Annotated in this window: 15 protein-coding genes and 2 pseudogenes; 12 read left to right on the top strand and 5 right to left on the bottom strand. The window is 63.2% G+C overall.

The window, feature by feature from the left end; all coding sequences use genetic code 11:
- Nucleotides 1-22 precede the first annotated feature (22 nt).
- From V5B40_RS24290 to V5B40_RS24260, 7 genes and pseudogenes are all read left to right on the top strand, one after another.
- On the top strand, nucleotides 23-3,163 hold the full coding sequence (locus V5B40_RS24290) for an efflux RND transporter permease subunit (protein ID WP_332356953.1): 3,141 nt from the start codon (nucleotides 23-25) through the stop codon (nucleotides 3,161-3,163).
- Nucleotides 3,164-3,167: 4 nt separating this feature from the next.
- Entirely contained in the window at nucleotides 3,168-4,511 is a 1,344-nt protein-coding gene (locus V5B40_RS24285; protein ID WP_332356952.1) for a TolC family outer membrane protein, read from the top strand.
- An 86-nt stretch (nucleotides 4,512-4,597) separates the two neighbouring features.
- A complete protein-coding gene (locus V5B40_RS24280; RefSeq protein WP_332356951.1) occupies nucleotides 4,598-5,704 on the top strand; it encodes an HlyD family secretion protein in 1,107 nt (368 codons plus the stop codon).
- Nucleotides 5,705-6,838: pseudogene (locus tag V5B40_RS24275) on the top strand (ATP-binding cassette domain-containing protein); the annotation flags it as partial. It abuts the gene before it with no gap.
- A 161-nt stretch (nucleotides 6,839-6,999) separates the two neighbouring features.
- A complete protein-coding gene (locus V5B40_RS24270; protein WP_332352692.1) occupies nucleotides 7,000-7,902 on the top strand; it encodes a DUF4338 domain-containing protein in 903 nt (300 codons plus the stop codon).
- Nucleotides 7,899-9,419, top strand: coding sequence for a transposase family protein (locus tag V5B40_RS24265; protein WP_332352691.1), 1,521 nt, complete (start codon nucleotides 7,899-7,901; stop codon nucleotides 9,417-9,419). Before V5B40_RS24270 ends, V5B40_RS24265 begins: the two co-directional genes overlap by 4 nt.
- Before the next feature lie 224 nt (nucleotides 9,420-9,643).
- Nucleotides 9,644-10,588 (top strand): annotated as a pseudogene (locus V5B40_RS24260) (ABC transporter permease); the annotation flags it as partial.
- A 120-nt stretch (nucleotides 10,589-10,708) separates the two neighbouring features.
- Here the strand turns inward: V5B40_RS24260 and V5B40_RS24255 are convergent.
- From V5B40_RS24255 to V5B40_RS24240, 4 genes are all read right to left on the bottom strand, one after another.
- The gene (locus V5B40_RS24255; RefSeq protein WP_332353729.1) at nucleotides 10,709-10,909 is read right to left on the bottom strand and encodes a hypothetical protein; all 201 of its coding nucleotides are present in this window, start codon (nucleotides 10,907-10,909) and stop codon (nucleotides 10,709-10,711) included.
- Nucleotides 10,906-11,700 (bottom strand): ExeA family protein, encoded by a 795-nt coding sequence (locus V5B40_RS24250; RefSeq protein WP_332353730.1) that lies wholly within the window; start codon nucleotides 11,698-11,700, stop codon nucleotides 10,906-10,908. Before V5B40_RS24250 ends, V5B40_RS24255 begins: the two co-directional genes overlap by 4 nt.
- A 1-nt stretch (nucleotide 11,701) precedes the next feature.
- The gene (locus tag V5B40_RS24245) at nucleotides 11,702-13,030 is read right to left on the bottom strand and encodes a DDE-type integrase/transposase/recombinase (protein ID WP_332353652.1); all 1,329 of its coding nucleotides are present in this window, start codon (nucleotides 13,028-13,030) and stop codon (nucleotides 11,702-11,704) included.
- 129 nt (nucleotides 13,031-13,159) lie between these two features.
- On the bottom strand, nucleotides 13,160-13,693 hold the full coding sequence (locus V5B40_RS24240) for a DUF6431 domain-containing protein (protein WP_332353731.1): 534 nt from the start codon (nucleotides 13,691-13,693) through the stop codon (nucleotides 13,160-13,162).
- A gap of 29 nt (nucleotides 13,694-13,722) precedes the next feature.
- Between V5B40_RS24240 and V5B40_RS24235 the strand changes: the two genes are divergently transcribed.
- The 4 genes from V5B40_RS24235 to V5B40_RS24220 all read left to right on the top strand — a co-directional run bounded on the left by V5B40_RS24235 (nucleotide 13,723) and on the right by V5B40_RS24220 (nucleotide 16,142).
- Nucleotides 13,723-14,550, top strand: coding sequence for an ABC transporter permease (locus V5B40_RS24235; RefSeq protein WP_332356950.1), 828 nt, complete (start codon nucleotides 13,723-13,725; stop codon nucleotides 14,548-14,550).
- A 2-nt stretch (nucleotides 14,551-14,552) separates the two neighbouring features.
- Nucleotides 14,553-14,933, top strand: coding sequence for a hypothetical protein (locus V5B40_RS24230; RefSeq protein ID WP_332356949.1), 381 nt, complete (start codon nucleotides 14,553-14,555; stop codon nucleotides 14,931-14,933).
- A 40-nt stretch (nucleotides 14,934-14,973) separates the two neighbouring features.
- Nucleotides 14,974-15,672, top strand: coding sequence for an ABC transporter permease (locus V5B40_RS24225; RefSeq protein ID WP_332356972.1), 699 nt, complete (start codon nucleotides 14,974-14,976; stop codon nucleotides 15,670-15,672).
- A 347-nt stretch (nucleotides 15,673-16,019) separates the two neighbouring features.
- Nucleotides 16,020-16,142 (top strand): hypothetical protein, encoded by a 123-nt coding sequence (locus V5B40_RS24220; RefSeq protein ID WP_332356948.1) that lies wholly within the window; start codon nucleotides 16,020-16,022, stop codon nucleotides 16,140-16,142.
- Nucleotides 16,143-16,258: 116 nt separating this feature from the next.
- On the opposite strand, the gene V5B40_RS24215 is transcribed toward V5B40_RS24220, so the two are convergent.
- Nucleotides 16,259-16,630 (bottom strand): VOC family protein, encoded by a 372-nt coding sequence (locus tag V5B40_RS24215; protein WP_332356947.1) that lies wholly within the window; start codon nucleotides 16,628-16,630, stop codon nucleotides 16,259-16,261.
- Between the two features lie 304 nt (nucleotides 16,631-16,934).
- Here V5B40_RS24215 and hpnC point away from each other — a divergent pair.
- The coding region (gene hpnC / locus V5B40_RS24210; RefSeq protein WP_332356946.1) for a squalene synthase HpnC at nucleotides 16,935-17,644 on the top strand (710 nt) is incomplete at its 3' end.

Raw genomic sequence — 17,644 nt, 5'->3', positions numbered from 1 at the left:
AGAATTTCAGGTAGAAACCAACATGTGGATCACCCGCGTCAGTATCAACAATCCTGTCTTTGCAACCATGATGATGATGGCGCTGCTGGTCCTCGGACTCTTTTCCTACCAGCGTCTCAACGTCGACCAGTATCCGGACGTCAGCTTTCCGATTGTCGTCGTCCAGACCGAGTATCCGGGCGCGTCACCGGAGACCGTGGAGTCCGACATCTCGCGAGTAATCGAGGAAGCGGTCAACACCGTCAGCGGCATCAAGACGGTCAGTTCGCGCTCCTACGAGGGCAGTTCGCAGGTGGTGGCCGAATTCGACCTGACGACCGATCCGGCCGTTGCCGCGCAGGATGTTCGCGACAAGGTCGCGCTCGTCCGCCCGGGCTTTCGCCGCGAAATCAAGGAACCAAGAATCACCCGCTACAACCCCGACGATGTGCCGATCATCTCGCTCGCTGTGGACTCGACGTCGCGCGATTTACGCGAACTGACCACCATGACCAACCAGATCATCCGCAAGCGCGTCGAAACCGTCCGCGGTGTTGGCCGCGCAACACTGGTCGGTGGCGTCATGCGCGAAGTGAAGATCTACCTCAAGCCGGACCAGATGCGTGCCCTCGGCGTCGGGGTGGACAAGATTCTTGAAACGATCACCCGGGAAAACCAGGAACTGCCCGCGGGTAGTATCGACACCGGTCGCGAGGAAACGCTGGTCAAGGTGCGCGGGCGGATCGTCGAGCCTCGTCAGTTCGGCAGCCTGATCGTTGCGCAGCGCGGCGGGGCGCCGATACGACTCGACCAGGTCGCGCGCATCGAAGACGGGCAGGAGGAAGAAACGACGGCGGCGCTGGTCGATGGCAAACCGGCGCTCAGCCTCGACATCGTCAAGGTCCAGGGCGCCAACACGATTGCCGTCGCCGACGGTGTTCGCGAGATGGTCGCCGAACTGCGCAGCGTCCTGCCGCCCGACGTGAAACTGCAGGTGGTTCGCGACGCCTCGACGGGCATCAGCAACTCGGTCGCCGATGTCAAGGCGACGCTACTCGAAGGTGCAGTGCTGACCATCGCCATCGTCTTCCTCTTTCTCAATTCCTGGCGCAGCACGGTGATCACCGGCCTGACCTTGCCGATCGCGCTGATCGGCACTTTCCTGGCCATGTACGCCTCTGGCTATACCTTGAACACGATGACTCTGATGGCCCTGTCACTCAGCGTCGGCATGCTCATCGATGACGCCATCGTCGTTCGTGAAAACATCGTTCGTCATCTGGCGATGGGCAAGAGTCACCATCAGGCGGCGCTCGAAGGCACCAGGGAAATCGGCCTCGCAGTCTTGGCGACCACCTTCACCATCGTCGCCGTCTTTCTGCCGGTGGCCTTCATGGGCGGCATCATCGGGCGTTTCTTCTTCCAGTTCGGGATGACCGTTTCTGCGGCGGTCCTGCTCTCGCTTTTCGTCAGCTTTACCCTCGACCCGATGCTGTCCAGCATCTGGGCCGACCCGCCGGCGACCGAAAGCAAGCGCCGGAGCCTCCTCGGCCGGCTTCTGGCGGTGCACGGCAAGGTGCTTGACGCGACCCATGTCGCTTACGGAGCCTTGCTGCGCTGGGCCATGGGCCATCGCAAGTCCGTTCTGGCGCTGGCCGCCTCGGTGTTTTTCGGCAGCTTCGCACTGGTACCGTTGATCGGCTCCGAATTCGTTCCGGAGGCGGATCTTGGCGAGGCGCAGGTGGGAATCAAGACGCCGGTCGGTTCGTCGCTGGAATACACGCGCGCCAAGACCCAGCAGGTGCAGGCGGCGCTGGCCGAGTTTCCGGAAGTCGAGTATTCCTATGCCACCGTGAATAGTGGCAGCGCGACCGGCAAGAACGCGGCCACGATCTACGTCCATCTCGTCGCGCACAAAGAAAGAAAGCGCAGCCAGAAGGAACTGCAGGAACCGATTCGCCAGCGCCTGAACCGCATCGGAGGCATCGAGGTCAGCGTCGGCACACCCGGCGGAATGAGCGGCGGCAAGCCGATTCAGGTGAGCATACAGGGGGCGGAAATCGAAGAACTGGAGCGCTTGTCGCAGGCGGTGATGAAGGCGATGCGGGCGATTCCCGGCCTGGTAGACATCGATTCCAGCCTCGAAGCCGCCAAGCCGACGCTGGCGGTGGACATCAACCGCGAACTGGCCAGTGACCTTGGCGTCGGTATCGAACAGATTGGCAATGCCTTGCGCCCGCTGGTGGCGGGTGAAACGGCCGGGGCCTGGAAAGCGCCGGACGGTGAGAACTACGACATTACGGTGCGCCTGCCGCGCGAGGCGCGCACCAGTGTCAGCGATCTCGACAAACTCTACCTGACGAGCACCCTGGTCGATGGCAATGGCAGTCCGCAGATGGTGCCGATGCGCCAGATCGCCACCTTCACGCCGACGCTCGGCGCATCGCAGATCAATCGCAAGGATTTGCGCCGTGAAGTCCTGGTCGGGGCCAACGCCTCCGGACGACCCGCGGGTGACTTGGGCAAGGAGCTGGGCGTCGCTCTGGAAAAGATCGACCTGCCACCGGGCTACCGCTTCGTGATGGGCGGTTCGACCAAGGACATGCAGGAAACCCTCGGTTACGCCGCTGCCGCGCTGGCGCTGGCGGTGATCTTCATCTACCTGATCCTGGCGTCGCAGTTCGGCAGCTTCCTGCAACCGATCGCGATCATGGCTTCGCTGCCTCTTTCACTGATTGGCGTCTTCCTGGCGCTGCTGATTGCCGGCAGTACGCTGAACATTTTCTCGATCATCGGTTTCATCATGCTGATGGGCCTGGTGACCAAGAACACCATCCTGCTGGTCGATTTCATCAACCAGGCGGTCAAGGCCGGCAAGAGCCGTTACGAGGCGATCATCGAAGCAGGCAACGTCCGCCTGCGACCGATCCTGATGACCACCGTGGCGATGATCTTCGGGATGCTGCCGCTTGCCCTCGGCCTCGGTGAAGGCGGTGAGCAGCGCTCGCCGATGGCCCATGCGGTCATTGGCGGGCTGATCACCTCGACCCTGCTCACCCTGCTGGTGGTGCCGGTCATCTATTCCTACCTGGACGATCTCGGCACCTGGATGGCAAGCAAGTGGGCGGGCCATCCAACGCATCCCCTTGATCCGGCCGACGTGCCAGTACTGAAAGCGAGTTAACGATATGTCTAGAGCACTCCACCCGGGACGGCTCAGCCTGCTGCTGGCCGGTCTCTTCTCTGCACTGCCCGCGTTCGCCACCGACCTGCTGCAGGTCTATCGCTATGCGCTGGCGTACGATGCCCAGTACACGGCGGCGCGCGCGAGCGCCGCTGCCGGACGCGAGAAGCAGCCTCAGGCACTGGCTGGCCTTTTGCCGACCATTGCCGCCACGGGCAACACCTACTGGAACGACAGCACCTACAAGGGCAGCATAAGCGCCCTGAACGACTCGTATCACAACAAGTACAACAGCCACAGCTACGGGGTCAGCCTGACGCAGCCCCTGTTCCGTTGGCAGAATTTCGTGCAGTACGACCAGTCGAAGCTGCTGGTCCTACAGACCGAGGCCAACTTCGCACAGGCGGGGCAAGACCTGATCCTGCGCGTTGCCCAGGCGTATTTCGACGTCCTTGTCGCCGTCGAGAACCTGCGCGCGGTGCAGGCCAACAAGACGGCCATCGCACAGCAGCTTGAGCAGGCGAAAAAGAATTTCGAGGTCGGCATTGCAACGGTCACCGACACCTACGAATCCCAGTCGCGCTTCGACCTGGCGACAGCGGAGGAAATTGCTGCCGAGAACGAGCTGGAAGTGAACCGTTATGCACTCCGCGTGCTGATCGGCACGGATCCCGGCGAACTCAATCGGCTCAAACCGACAGCGATCATGGCGCCACCGCAACCGGCAAGCATGGAGCAATGGGTGGAGGCCGCCGAACGCGACAGTTTTGTCGTGCAGGCGCAGCAGGCAGCTACCGAGGCAGCGGCCAAGGCTGTAGAGATCAACCGGGCTGATCACTATCCGACGGTCGACGTGGTCGCCAGCTACAATCAGAACAACGGTCCCGGTCAGTTTGGGGTCGGCTCGATCGACAACACGACTTCGCAGATTGGCCTGCAGCTGAACATCCCGATCTTTCAGGGCGGAGCGGTCAACTCGAAGACCCGCGAAGCGATTGCCCGGCGTGACGCCGAAGCGGCCTCTCTGGACAATGCGAAACGCAGCGCCGCACTCAGCGCCCGCCAATCCTACCTGGGGGTGGTCAACGGTCTCGCGGGAGTACGCGCACTGGAAGCCGCACTGGTCTCAAGTCTCAGCTCGTTGGAATCGAACCGCCTGGGCTACGAAGTGGGCGTGCGGATCAACATCGATGTGCTTAACGCCGAGAACCAGGTCTACGTCACCCGGCGGGATCTGGCCAGGACCCGCTTCGATACGCTGCTCGCCCAACTGCGCTTGAAAGCGGCTGTCGGCGCACTCGGGGAAGGCGATCTGGAGCAGATCAATTCTCTTTTCGAGGCACCATGACCACCCGCCTCTATTGCACCGGGCTGGAACCGGGTTTCGATTTCTGATCGAAACCTGTTCCGCACGCGCCAACAGGAGAAATCGACATGTTCAAGACAAGCGACGGAAGAATCACCAAACTCGGCTGGGCAGCGATCGCTGCCGCCGTGCTGGGTATCGGCGCTGCCTACATGCTCAGGCGCGACGACACCGACGCGCTGCCGCCCCAGTTCGCTACCGGCAACGGCCGCATCGAGGCGACGGAAATCGACCTCGCCACCAAGTTCGCCGGGCGTCTGAGCGATGTACTCGTCAGCGAAGGCGCTTTTGTCGAAGCCGGGCAGGTTCTGGCGCGAATGGACACCGTGGCGCTGGATGCCCAGGTGCGCGAAGCGCAGGCGCAACTGCGCCAGGCGCAAAGCGCCCAAAGTTCGGCGGCAGCCGTGGTGGCCCAGCGGCAAAGCGCTCGCGCCACCGCACTGGCAGTGGTGGCGCAGCACCGTGTCGACCTGGCGTTCGCCCGCAAACAGCTCGAACGTACGCGCCAGCTGGTGGAGGAAAAGTTCTACTCCGCGCAACAGCTCGATGTCGATGAAAGCGAACGGCAAAGCGCCGCCGCCCTGCTGGTCGCCGCGCAGTCGGGCGTGGTGGAAGCGGACGCGGCGATCGCGGCGGCGCGCTCGCAACTGGTCGAGGCACAGTCCGGCATCGATGCGGCACGGGCAACACTGCAACGCATCGAAGCAGATGCCGCCGATGCCCAGCTCTCGGCGCCGCGCAACGGTCGTGTGCAGCATGTGCTGGCCCAGGCGGGCGAAGTGCTGGGGGCCGGCGGCAAGGTGCTCTCGCTGCTCGATCTGTCCGAGGTCTACATGCGCATTTACCTGCCGGAAACCGTGGCCGGCAAGCTGGCGATCGGCGGCGAGGCGCGACTGATTCTCGACGCTGCGCCAGGATTCGTCATCCCGGCCACGGTATCCTTCGTTTCGGCGCAGGCCCAATTCACGCCCAAGACGGTCGAAACCGCCAGCGAACGACAGAAGCTGGTGTTCCAGGTCAGGCTGCAGATCGCTCCCGAACTGCTCAAGAAGCATGAAGCCCAGGTCAAGACCGGTCTACCCGGCGTCGCTTTCGTGCGCCTCGATTCGACCACGCCCTGGCCCGAACATCTGCGTTCAAGGGTGCCGGCAGACCCACCGACGAGTGAGCCCTGAGTGGTCAGCGTAGCGACCGCAGCCCCGGTTGCCCGGCTTGCCGGCGTCAGCCACCGCTACGGCAAGACTTTCGCCGTCGACGGCGTCGACCTGGAGATTCCGGCCGACTGCATGGTCGGCTTTATCGGCCCGGACGGCGTCGGCAAGTCCAGTCTTCTTGCCCTGCTGTCGGGCTCGCGCAAGCTGCAAAGCGGTGGTGTCGAGGTGCTGGGCGGCAGCATGGCGAGCGCCGTTCACCGCAGCGCAGTGTGCCAACGCATCGCCTACATGCCGCAGGGCCTGGGGCGCAATCTCTATCCGACCCTGTCGGTATTCGAGAACCTCGATTTCGTCGGCCGCCTGTTCGGTTATGGCCATGGGGAACGCAACAAACGCATTCATGAACTGCTGACGGCAACCAATCTGCTGCCCTTTGCCGAAAGACCCGCCGGCAAGCTCTCCGGCGGCATGAAGCAAAAGCTCGGCCTTTGCTGCGCACTGATTCACGATCCTGACCTCTTGATCCTCGATGAACCGACCACCGGCGTCGATCCGCTGTCGCGGCGCCAGTTCTGGGAACTGGTCGAGCATATCCGTAGTAGCCGCGCCGGCATGAGCGTGCTGGTCGCCACCGCCTACATGGAGGAAGCCGAACGCTTTGACTGGCTGGTGGCGATGGACGCCGGCAAGGTACTGGCCACCGGCAGCCCGCAAGAAATCCGCCAGCAGGCCAGTGCAGAGACACTGGAAGCAGCCTTCATCGCCTTGCTGCCAGAGGGTAGGCGCGGCAAGCATCGCGGCCTGATCATTCCGCCGCGCGCACCGGATGGCAAGGACATAGCCATCGAGGCCCGCCACCTGACGCGGCGTTTCGACAGTTTTACGGCCGTGGACGATGTGAGCTTTCGCATCGAGCGTGGCGAGATTTTTGGCTTCCTCGGTTCCAACGGCTGCGGCAAGACCACCACCATGAAGATGCTGACCGGCCTTCTGCCGGCAAGCGAAGGCAGCGCGCTGCTATTCGGCCGCGCCGTCGATACCAAGGACATGGCCACGCGCAAGCGCGTCGGCTATATGTCACAGTCTTTTTCGCTGTACAGCGAACTGACGGTGCGGCAGAACCTCGACCTGCACGCCCGCCTGTTTCACCTGCCCAAGATGCAGCGCTGAAGCATGACGACGCCGGCCCAGTAGTGGCAAGGCGTTGCGGTGGGCAGGCAAAAAAAACCTTCGCACAAGAGGGCTAGACAGCCGGGCGGACTTCTGGCAGGATAGGTGGAGCGTAATCAATCTGCGCTTCAGTCGGAGGTTTTGCGATGCTTGCAACGAGTGCGGGGGAATGGGTGCACTGTGGTCGCGTGTTCAGCGCGACGGAGATTGCCGAGCTCTGCGCGACGGTCGCGTGGCTGCCGGGATTGGCACGCAAGGAGTTGGCGGCGACGGTCTGCGAGCACCTGGGCTGGACCACCCTGACGGGGACGGCGAAGATCAGCGCCTGCCTGGACTTCCTGGAGCGTTTGCAGGCGGCCGGATTGCTGGTACTGCCTGCGTTGAGGCCCTCGCCGCCGCGCCGTTGCGCGCCGCCCTCGGCATCCGTCGCCCCCGTTGCCGAGCCGGCGGTGCACTGCGCCCTGTCGGCGCTCGCGCCGGTGTCCCTGGAAGTGGTTCGCGACGCGACCCGGGTGGCGCAGTGGGATGCGCTGGTGGCGCGTTGGCACCCGCTGGGTTTCCAGGGGGCCTTCGGCTACCGGCTGCGCTACTTTATCACGGCGGGCGACCGGCGGCTGGGCTGCGTCCTGCTGTCCGGTGCTGCCCGCGCGGTGGCCGTGCGCGATCAGTGGATCGGCTGGACGGCCCAGGCCCGCCGCGAGAACCTGGCGCGGGTGGTGAACAACAGCCGCTTCCTGATCTTTCCGCACGTCCGGGTGCCGCATCTGGCCAGTCATGTGCTCGGGCAACTCGCGCGCCGCACACGCGCGGACTGGCTCGAACACTGGGGCTTCGAGCCCCTGCTGCTGGAGACCTTCGTCGATCCGCGTCACTATGCCGGCACCTGCTACCGTGCCGCCGGTTGGCAGTTGCTTGGGGCAAGCAGCGGGCGCGGGCTGGCCCGCCCTGGCCAGTCCTATCACAGCACGCCCCGCCAGGTGTGGGTCAAAGCGCTGACCTCGGATGCTTGCGCCTCGTTGTGTGCCGCGCCGGGGAGCCCGCGGTCATGAGCAAACCTTGCCGTCGCCCGACACGCGTGGCCATCAAGAAGCTGCGCTCAGAGAAGAAACGGCAGGAGAAGGTACTGAACGCGAAGCTGCGCGCAACGGGACAAGTCCCCCACTCAGCCGCTCCATTGCCCAACAGAAGCTCGGCCTTCGCGACCGTCGACGAGGAACAAAAGGCCCGCGAGGACGCCGTGAGCAAACAGATGCGCCTCCTGCGCAAAGAGCTGCCCGCCTTGCTCGCTCAACTGGAACAAATTCCCGACCCGAGAGATCCCAAAAAGCGCCGGCACAAGCTGACCGTGCTTCTGCTCTACGGCTTGCTGATGTTCGTCTTTCAGTTCTCCTCCCGGCGCGAGACCAACCGCGAAATATCCCGTCCCCAGTTCATGGCCAACCTCCACCTGCTGTTCCCGGAGATCGATACCCTGCCACACGCCGACACCCTGTTTCGGCTGTTGCGCGACATTGACCTTGAACAGCTCGAACAGGCCCACGTCGATCTGGTGAGGCGGCTGATTCGCGGCAAGAACTTTCGCCGCTATCTGATCGACCACTGCTATCCGATCGCCATCGACGGCTCACAGAAGCTCGCTGGCGACACCCTCTGGACGGAGGAACTCCTGCAACGTACCGTCGGCAAGGACGAAACCCGTCACACCCAGTACTTCGTCTACGTCCTCGAGGCCAGCTTTGCCTTCCACAACGGCCTGGTCATCCCACTGCTCAGCGAGTTCCTCGAACACGCGCTGGGCGAACCCGAAGCGCAAAAGCAGGACTGCGAGCTGCGCGGCTTTGTGCGCTTGAGCGACCGGCTCAAGACGCTGTTCCCCCGCCTGCCGATCCTGCTCCTGCTCGACGGCCTCTACGCCAACGGGCCGGTGATGCGGCGCTGCTTGCGCGCCCACTGGCAGTTCATGATCGTGCTCAAGGACAAGGATTTGTCCACGGTCTGGCAGGAGTTCCGCGCGCTCCACGCCCTGAAGCCACAAGTTGTGCAGCGCGGTTGGGGAAGACGCCGACAACACTTCAGCTGGGTCAACGACATCGACTACGCCTTCGCTGCCAACGGGCGTCAGCGTCTCAAGCTGAATCTGGTGGTCTGTGAGGAAAGCTGGGAGAAGATCGATGAACAGGCCAGGACCGTCACCGAAACATCGCGCCACGCCTGGCTCTCCAGCCAACCGCTCAGCCAAGACAATGTCCATGAGCGCTGCAACCTCGGGGCCCGCCACCGCTGGGGCATCGAAGCGGGCTTCCTCGTCGAAAAACATCAGGGCTACCACTACGAGCATGCCTTTGCCCTCGACTGGAATGCCATGAAAGGCTATCACCTCCTCATGCGCCTGGCGCATGTGTTCAATACCCTGGCACGCTTCACCCGACAGCTACGCGATCTCTATCAGCAACTCGGCGTGCGCGGTGCCATCGCCTTCATTCGAAGCTCCTGCGCCGCCCCCTGGCTCGACCCAGCACGAATCCGCGCGCTCCTCGCCGCTCCATTCCTGCTTCAACTTGAGTGACCTCACACAGGCGTACCCGAAACATCCTCTCGAGCGCGGCGTACGCCGCGTTCGGAAAGGCTCGCCTGGCGATCGTACCGCCGTCCAAAAAATTCTTTCGGCATCCTCCTGGCTGACTCCACCACCCGTCCTTTGCCGCTAGCCAACCGCAATTTGACCGCCTCGACCGCAAAAGCGGGCGTTACCGGCAAATGAGCCTGATTCGGCTGGGTCATGCGTCAGGGCTGCCCAAGATGCAGGTCGCTGGACGGGTGACGGAAATGGTGGCACGCTTCGATCTCGGCGCATTCGTCGATCAGCGCCCGGAGAGCCTGCCTCTGGGCATACGCCAGCGCCTGTCACTGGCCGTGGCGGTGATCCACAAACCGGAAATGCTGATTCTCGACGAGCCGACCTCCGGCGTCGACCCGGTGGCCCGCGATGAATTCTGGCAACTGCTCGTCGAACTCTCGCGCAATGACGGCGTGACGATCTTCATCTCGACGCACTTCATGAACGAGGCAGCGCGCTGCGACCGCATTTCGCTGATGCATGCCGGGCGGGTGCTGGCGCAGGGTCCTCCGGACGAACTGGTGCAGGCGCGGGGCGTGGAAAACCTGGAACAGGCTTTCATCGCCCGCCTGGAAGAAGCGACGGCGGACTCAGCCGATGGATCGCACCCGACTGTCCTTGAAGAGGCCCCGCTGGTAGCGAGCCAGGAAGCGCCGGCAAGGCCTGCGCATGCCACGGGCTGGTTCAGCCTACGCCGACTATGGGCCTACGCCCGCCGCGAGACGCTGGAAGTCAGGCGCGATCCGATCCGCCTGGCCTTTGCCCTGTTCGGTCCGATCCTGTTGATGATCGTCTTCGGCTACGGCATTTCCTTCGACATCGAGAAATTGTCGTTTGCCACCCTCGACCGCGATCAGAGCGCGCAGAGCCGTGCCTACCGCGAGAGCTTTGCCAGTTCGCGCTATTTTGACCAGCAGACAGCGATCATCGACTACGCCGACCTGGAAACGCGGATGCGCAGCGGCAAACTGAAAGTGGCCCTGGAAATTCCGCCGGGCTTCGGCGCCGACCTGCAACGCGGCCGCCCGACCGAGGTCGGCGCCTGGGTCGACGGGGCCAACCCCTCGCGCGCGGAAACCAGCAAGGGCTATGTCGAAGCGGCGCACCAGGCCTTCCTCGCGTGTTACGTCCTGCGCTGATTTAGAGCCCTCGGCCCAAGCTTTTCGAGGTTGAAACGCTGGCCGAGTCCCACGCTGCGACGGGAACATCTATCCCGGCGGCAGCGTGGGATGAAGGCGCTACCGAGGCGGCAGCGGCGTGGTCCGCCAGGGGGCTTCGGGATCGTACAGATTCATCTGCCGCTGGTGGTAGCGGCGCAGCTGTACGAAGTAACGGCTTTCGCATGCGACGGCGAGCTGGTTAAGGAATTCACTGAGCACTGCCGCGCTTTCATCGGAGAGCCCATCGGGGAACAACGGGAGAGCAGAGCGGCGGCTCATCGCAATTCCTCGATCGCCAACTGCAAGAGATCGTCCGGCAGATGATTGAGGCCGCGTGGTACCGCCAGGCGCATCGCCGTGCGCAGAATTCTCCCGGCGTGCCGCGGTAGCCCCTTGCTGGCCTGCCGCAAGATCTCCAGACCCGAATCGCTGAGCAGCGTATGCGTGCAACCGGCGCTCTTCAGGCTGTGCTGGATCAGTTGCGCAAAGCGCTCGCGTTCGAGCACCGGTTTGAGCTGCACGCGTACCTGAACGCGCCCGGCCAGCGCCGCATACGGCGCCCGCTCCAGTGTTTGCGCCAGTGCCGGATGGCCGATCAACCAGACCGACATCACATCGCGTGTATCAAAAGCGAAGTTGAGAAAGGCCGGCAAATCGCGGAAGAACTCCAGCGGCAGATTCTGCGCCTCGTCGATGATCCATACCGGCACCAACTGGCGGCCATCGACCAGTTGCAGGATGCGCTCCTTCAGATCGCGCCACAGCTGCGCCCGCCGATAGCCCGCTTCCACTCCCAGAGCGCGCGCCAGACCGCGATAGATATCGAGCCGCCCGAAATCCGTCTCCGCCTGATAGATCACCAGGTGGCGATGCGGATTCAGGCCGCGGGTCAGCTGGCGCAAGGCGGCCGTCTTGCCCACTCCCGGTTCGCCGGTGATCAGGCCGACTCCGGGCGAGTGCAACAACCAGGCGAAGCGCTCCGCCAACAGCCCCAGCGCACCGTCATCCCACAACTCGGCCGCTTCCTTGCCCAGCGGCGAATGCCGCAAACCAAAGTGTTGCAAGTCCATTTCACTCCCCCTTGCAGTCGTAATATTGCTGATAGATCAGCTCGATCAGATTCGGGCCGCTCTTCGTCGGGGGCGCTGGGTCAGTGTTCGCCGGGTCCGGCTGGCGTCGCCGACGTGTGGCGTTGGCCAGTGCATCGAGCGGCGTCGCCGCGCCGATCGCTTTCCCTTCCTCGTCCTCGACGCCGATCACTACCTCGGTATGCGGATCGACCACCAGAGACACCGTTTGACCGGAGAGCTCGAACGGCACCTCGAAGCGTTTGCCGTGATACGACACCGTGCCATCCTTGCGCACCAGACGGCTGACGCGATGCCGGAACAAGAGATCGAGCTTCGCCGCCAACGGCCCGAGCGGGCGAATCCTGGACAGGTCCTGCTGGTAACGTGCCAAAGGGCTGATGCCGTCCAGACTGGCATGCGGGCGGCGGTGATAAACCTGCTCGAGCCAAGCCCACAAACGCGCGTTGAGATCGTCCAGGCTGGCGATATGGCGCTCGTCGAGTTCGCTGAGAAACTGATCGCGGCAGGTACGGTGCCAGCGCTCCAATTTGCCCTTGCCCTCGGGCGCGTACGGCCGGCAGTGAATGAGATGGATGCCCAGCCGGGCGCAGATCCCCTGCAAAGTTTCGGCGCGATAGGCGGCGCCATTATCAACGACCAACTTGAGCGGAATGCCGCGCCTGAGCACCGCCTGCTTGAGCACGCCTTCGATGTCCAGAGCGGTCTCGCCAGGGCAGAAGGCGCTGTGCGTGAGCAACCGGGAAGCGTCGTCGAACAGTGAGACGAGATAGCTCTTGGCGAGTTTGCCGCCGATCGGGACGCGTGGGCCGTGCATCACGTCGCCATACCAGATCGCCCCCGCGGTCGCGGCGACAAAGCTGCGTTTCTCTTCCGGCAGGCTGGCCGAGCCGCTGATTCGTGACAGACCGTGCTGCTGCAGCAGACGGTGAATGGTCGAGCGGGCGAGGCCGCCACGGGCGACGGTGCCGGCCGCTTCGAGCAATTGGCGAATCTGGCACAGCGAGCGCCGCGGGTTGTCGCGCTTGGCGGCAAGAATGGCGGCCTGGGTGGCGGCGGAGAGCTTCGATTGCCCGCGGTCGGCGCGTACCTTGGGCGTCAGCCCATCGAGCTTGTGGAGGCGCCAGGCGTAGTACCAGGCCTGAATCGTCTTCTCGCTCAGATGCCGCCGACGGGTGCCGGGAATGGCGTATTCGCGGCTGGCCAGCTCGCGCAGAATCTGTTGCAGTTCTCCCCGCTCCAGCCGCTCGCGGCTAATCAGCGGACCCAGGACGGACAGGCGAAACAGGGCTTTCGGATCAATCGGGTTCATGACCACTCCTTGTGATAAATCGGAGAGGTGATCAAACCAGAAGGACCCGGATAATGACAGGAGCAAACTGTGTGGGGACCCCGCCCGGGCGGGGTCTGCCCTGTCCGCCGCTCGTTCAGGATCAGGACATCACGGGATGTTCAGCTCTTGATCAAGGAGGGTCATGGCTTGCACCAGGCCCATGGATTCGAATACCCGACGCCAGAAAGCGCCGAAGTCGGCGGCCCGCCCGAGTTCGGCACAGCGGGCGCGCAGGTGAAACTCGAACAGCAGGCTGCTCTTCTGTAGCCAGTCCCACCAGCGACCGGCGGTACGCCGGTCCGGCAGGCTGCCGAGTGCACGGCGCCGATCGGAGCGTTCGCTCAACTGCCGTTCGAGGTGGGCTTGCTGCACCGACCAGTCATACCAGCGGCGCGGTGCGATGCACGCCGGCAGACGTGAACAGGTGCGCCGACAACCAGAGCAACGGTAGCGGCAGATCGGTATCGGGTTGAGGGAAACCTGCCCGGCTCGTCGGTCGGCCTTGCGCTCATAGTGCCCGTGTGGCCAAAGGATCTTGAGCCCGCAATGCGGGCAGCACGGCGGCCGATACACTTCGGGGGCTTGCCTGACGGCCTCAAGATGCTGCTCGATCGTGTCGATGCCGGCTACAATTCGCTGCATGGGCTGGGCTCTCTTCTATCTCGGTTGTCTTGATAACTTCCCACGATAACAGAGGTGTCCCGGCCCATCTTTCGTTCACGTCGTCCCAGCCTCGTTCAGGCAGCACGCCTTCCTTCGCTCTCGCCGTTCATGGGATAGGCGACGCCGTCAGTTACTGGAGAGCGGCGGACGTAACACTCGCGGCCCGGCCCGGCGCTGCGCCTGCCGTACTGCCGATTCGCGTCGAGACGCGCTTCCGCTACAACCCGACTTTCGACAGCGTGTATGCCATGGTGCCGAGCATCATGATGCTGCTGCTGATGTTCAGCCCGGCGATGATGACGGCCCTGGGCGTGGTGCGCGAGAAGGAAATGGGCTCGATCACCAATCTCTACGTGACGCCGGTTACCGGACTGGAGTTCCTGCTCGGTAAGCAGTTGCCTTATGCCGCCATCGGCCTCATCAACTTCGTCTGCCTGCTGGCACTGGCGCTGTTCATGTTCCAGGTGCCGATCAAGGGCAGCGCGCTGACTCTGGCGGCCGGGGCTGCCTTGTACGTCGTGGCCACCACCGGCTTCGGCCTGGTCATCTCCACCTTCGTCACTTCGCAGGTGGCCGCGATCTTTGCCGCCGGCATTCTCACCATGATGCCGGCGGTGCAATTTTCCGGCATGTTCACGCCTCTGTCCTCGCTGACCGGTAGCGCCCGCAGCATGGGCCTGGTCTTTCCCAGCACTTATTTTCAGCAGATCAGCCTGGGCAGCTTTACCAAGAGTCTGGGCTTTGTCGAACTGTCGAACAATCTGCTGGCGCTGGCCGCCATCATCGTCGCCTACCTCGCCCTGGCACGCCTGTTTCTCGCCACGCAGGAGAAATGAGCGTGAAACAGTTTCTCGACAATGTTTATCGACTAGGTATCAAGGAACTCTTCAGCCTGCGCCGTGACCTGATCCTGGTGTTCCTGATCGTCTATTCGTTCAGTTACGGTGTGTATACGCCGGCCAAGAATGCCGCTTTCGGCATGATCAATGCGTCGGTCGGCATCGTCGATGAAGACCGCTCGGCGCTGTCCCTGCGCATCCGCGACGTGCTGCGCGCGCCGTATTTCCTGGAACCGGGCACGCTGGCGGTGCATGAGATCGACCGCGCCATGGATAGCGCGCAATTCACCTTCGTCATTGACATTCCGCCCAATTTGAAGCCGACATCAAGCGCGGTCGCCAACCGGAAATGCAGATCGTCACCGATGCCACGGCCATGACGCAGGCAGGCACGGTGTCGGCTATATCCAGAGCATCGTGATGCAGGAAGTCGCGGCGCTCACCGGTGCGCGAGCGGTGAGCGTACCGCCAGCGGTCAATCTGGTCATGCGCACCAAGTTCAATCCCAATCTGGAATCCGCGTCCTTCATGGCGGTGATGCAGATCATCAACAGCATCACCATGCTGGCGATGTTCCTGACCGGTGCGGCGATCATCCGCGAACGCGAGCACGGCACCATCGAGCACCTGCTGGTGATGCCGTTGACGCCGACCGAGGTGATGGCGGCCAAAGTCTGGGCCAACGGGCTGGTCATCGTCGTGGCCGCGACGCTTTCGCTCAGCGTCATCGTGCAATGGCTGCTGGAACTGCCGATCGCGGGCAGCATTCCGCTGTTCGTCGCCGGCGTGGTGATCTACCTTTTCTCGATTACTTCGCTGGGCATCTTGCTCGCCACGCTGGGGCGCTCGATGCCGCAATTCGCCTTGCTCGCCTTCACCGTAAATATCGTCATGAACCTGCTCTCCGGCGGCAATACCCCCCTGGACAGCATGCCGGCCGGAATGCAGGTGCTAATGCAGATATCACCCGCGACCCACTTCGTCAGTTTCTCGCAGGCTATCCTTTATCGTGGCGCAGGCATCGACGTGGTCTGGCGTGACTTCGCGGCGGCGGCGGTGCTTGGTGTGCTGTTCGTCGCCGGCGCGCTGTCGCGCTTCAGAAAGACGCTGGCGGAATGAGCTGGCAATGCACAACCCGCGCTCGCAGCCTGGCCGCAATGGCCGCGACCAGAATTCTGGCACCGCTCGAAATTCCGAGTGCCGACAAGCGGTGAAGGATAGGATCCGGCGGTGGCGAGCTTGCTGTCGCCGGCGACGGCCGGATTCAAGTCAAGGTGGCCGAGCGGCCGGCCACGCACAAACCAGCGCCACCAGCCCGGCCACGTCCGACGACAATTCGCACCGCAGCGACGTCACGCGAGCCACTGGACGAGGCGACCCTTGTTCGACCCCATCGTTGTGTCGAACCGTTGTGTCGAACCGCGGCTTGCGTGGCCATGCAGTTGTAGCGAGGCTGCTAAAAGGCGATGCTGCCACTCAAGGCGATCATCGGCGATGGCAGGCCGGAGTCGGCCGGTAGCGACCGCCAAGATCGAAGAGTGGTCGGCGACCTGGTGACGGTAAGCTATCCGCCCCTCTCCTGCCCTTGAGTTCTTGTTGGCGTCGGGCAACAAACGACCCAAACTCGACGCATGGAATCCGAACAAGCAGCCGTTTGAAGTGAAGCGATCGAGCAGACCTGGCTTTCCCAGGCCTGCGATCGGCCTTAGCCGAACTGGAAGAAAGCGATCTTGTTGCCGTCCGCATCGCGGATATAGGCGCCGTAGAACACATTGGGAACACGCTGACCGGGCTCGCCTTCGGAACTGGCACCCAGAGCGATTGCTTTGCGGTACAGCTCATCGACTTTTTCCTTCGAGCCGGGATTGATGGCGACCATGTTACCGTTGCCGGGGCTAGGGTCGTTTTTATCGTAGGGGACGCAGATGCTGAGCATGGGGGCGTCCATACTGCTGCCGAGAAAGGCGATGCGACCCATGTCCATCAACACCTTGGCGCCCAGGTCAGCGAGCAGTTCGCTGTAAAACGCCTTGGCCTTGTCCATGTCTCTTACACCGATGGTTACGTATCCGATCACGTTTGTAACTCCTTGCTGGGGTGGGTTTTGCGAGCTGAGCACAGTAGCGGAAAATGCCTGGCGGTGAAAGCAGGAATCGTCGCCAGCCAGCCCGTCCCGTGTGCCGGGGGCGGCCCCCCGCACAACAGGCACTTTCCACGGTTCCCACAATTCCCGCGATTCCTTTCCATGGCCGATTTATACTGCCCTCCCGAGCCGATGTTCAGGAGAGAAAGCCACCGCCTGACTCCCTGCGTGTTGCCTGAGAGAACCCCTTCAAGCTGAGCGCTTCACCGCAACCGGCCTTGCCCACCAGCCGCTACCGATGCCCGTCGATCACTACGAAAATTTCCCGGTCGCTTCGCTGCTGCTGCCCAGACACCTGCGCCGACCCATAGAGGCCATCTATCGTTTTGCGCGCGGCGCCGACGACATTGCCGACGAAGGCGACGCCAGTGACACGGCACGTTTGCAAGGGCTCGCCGACTATGGCGAAGAAATCGGACGCATCGAACGCGGCGCAGCACCTCTCCGGCCAGCGTTCAACGAACTGGCCGAGGTCATCGCCGAATGGCAGCTGCCGACGCCCTTGTTTCGCGACCTGCTGGATGCGTTTGCGCAGGATGTGGTCACCAAGCGCTACGCCGATTACGCGCAGTTGCTCGACTACTGTCGGCGCTCGGCGAATCCCGTCGGCCGCCTGCTGGTGCATCTCGTCGGGCGTGCCAGCGAAGAGAATCTGCGCCGCTCGGACTGTATCTGCACGGCGCTGCAGTTGATCAATTTCTGGCAGGACGTGGCCATCGACTGGCAGAAGGGCCGCGTCTACCTGCCGCAGAGCGACCTCGAACGCTTCGGCCTCGGCGAGGCGCAGATAGCCGCGGGACGCTGCAGCGCCGAATGGACAGCGCTGCTCGCCTTCGAGGTTGAACGCACACGGGACTTGATGAACGCCGGTGCAGCGCTGGTACACCAGCTGCCGGGCCGCATGGGTTGGGAGATACGCTTGACCGTGCACGGCGGCCTGCGCATCCT

Origin of the sequence: Candidatus Accumulibacter meliphilus (genome assembly GCF_036625345.1) — a bacterium.
Classification (GTDB): Bacteria; Pseudomonadota; Gammaproteobacteria; order Burkholderiales; family Rhodocyclaceae; genus Accumulibacter; species Accumulibacter meliphilus.
This window is presented reverse-complemented; position numbering and strand designations above follow the sequence as displayed.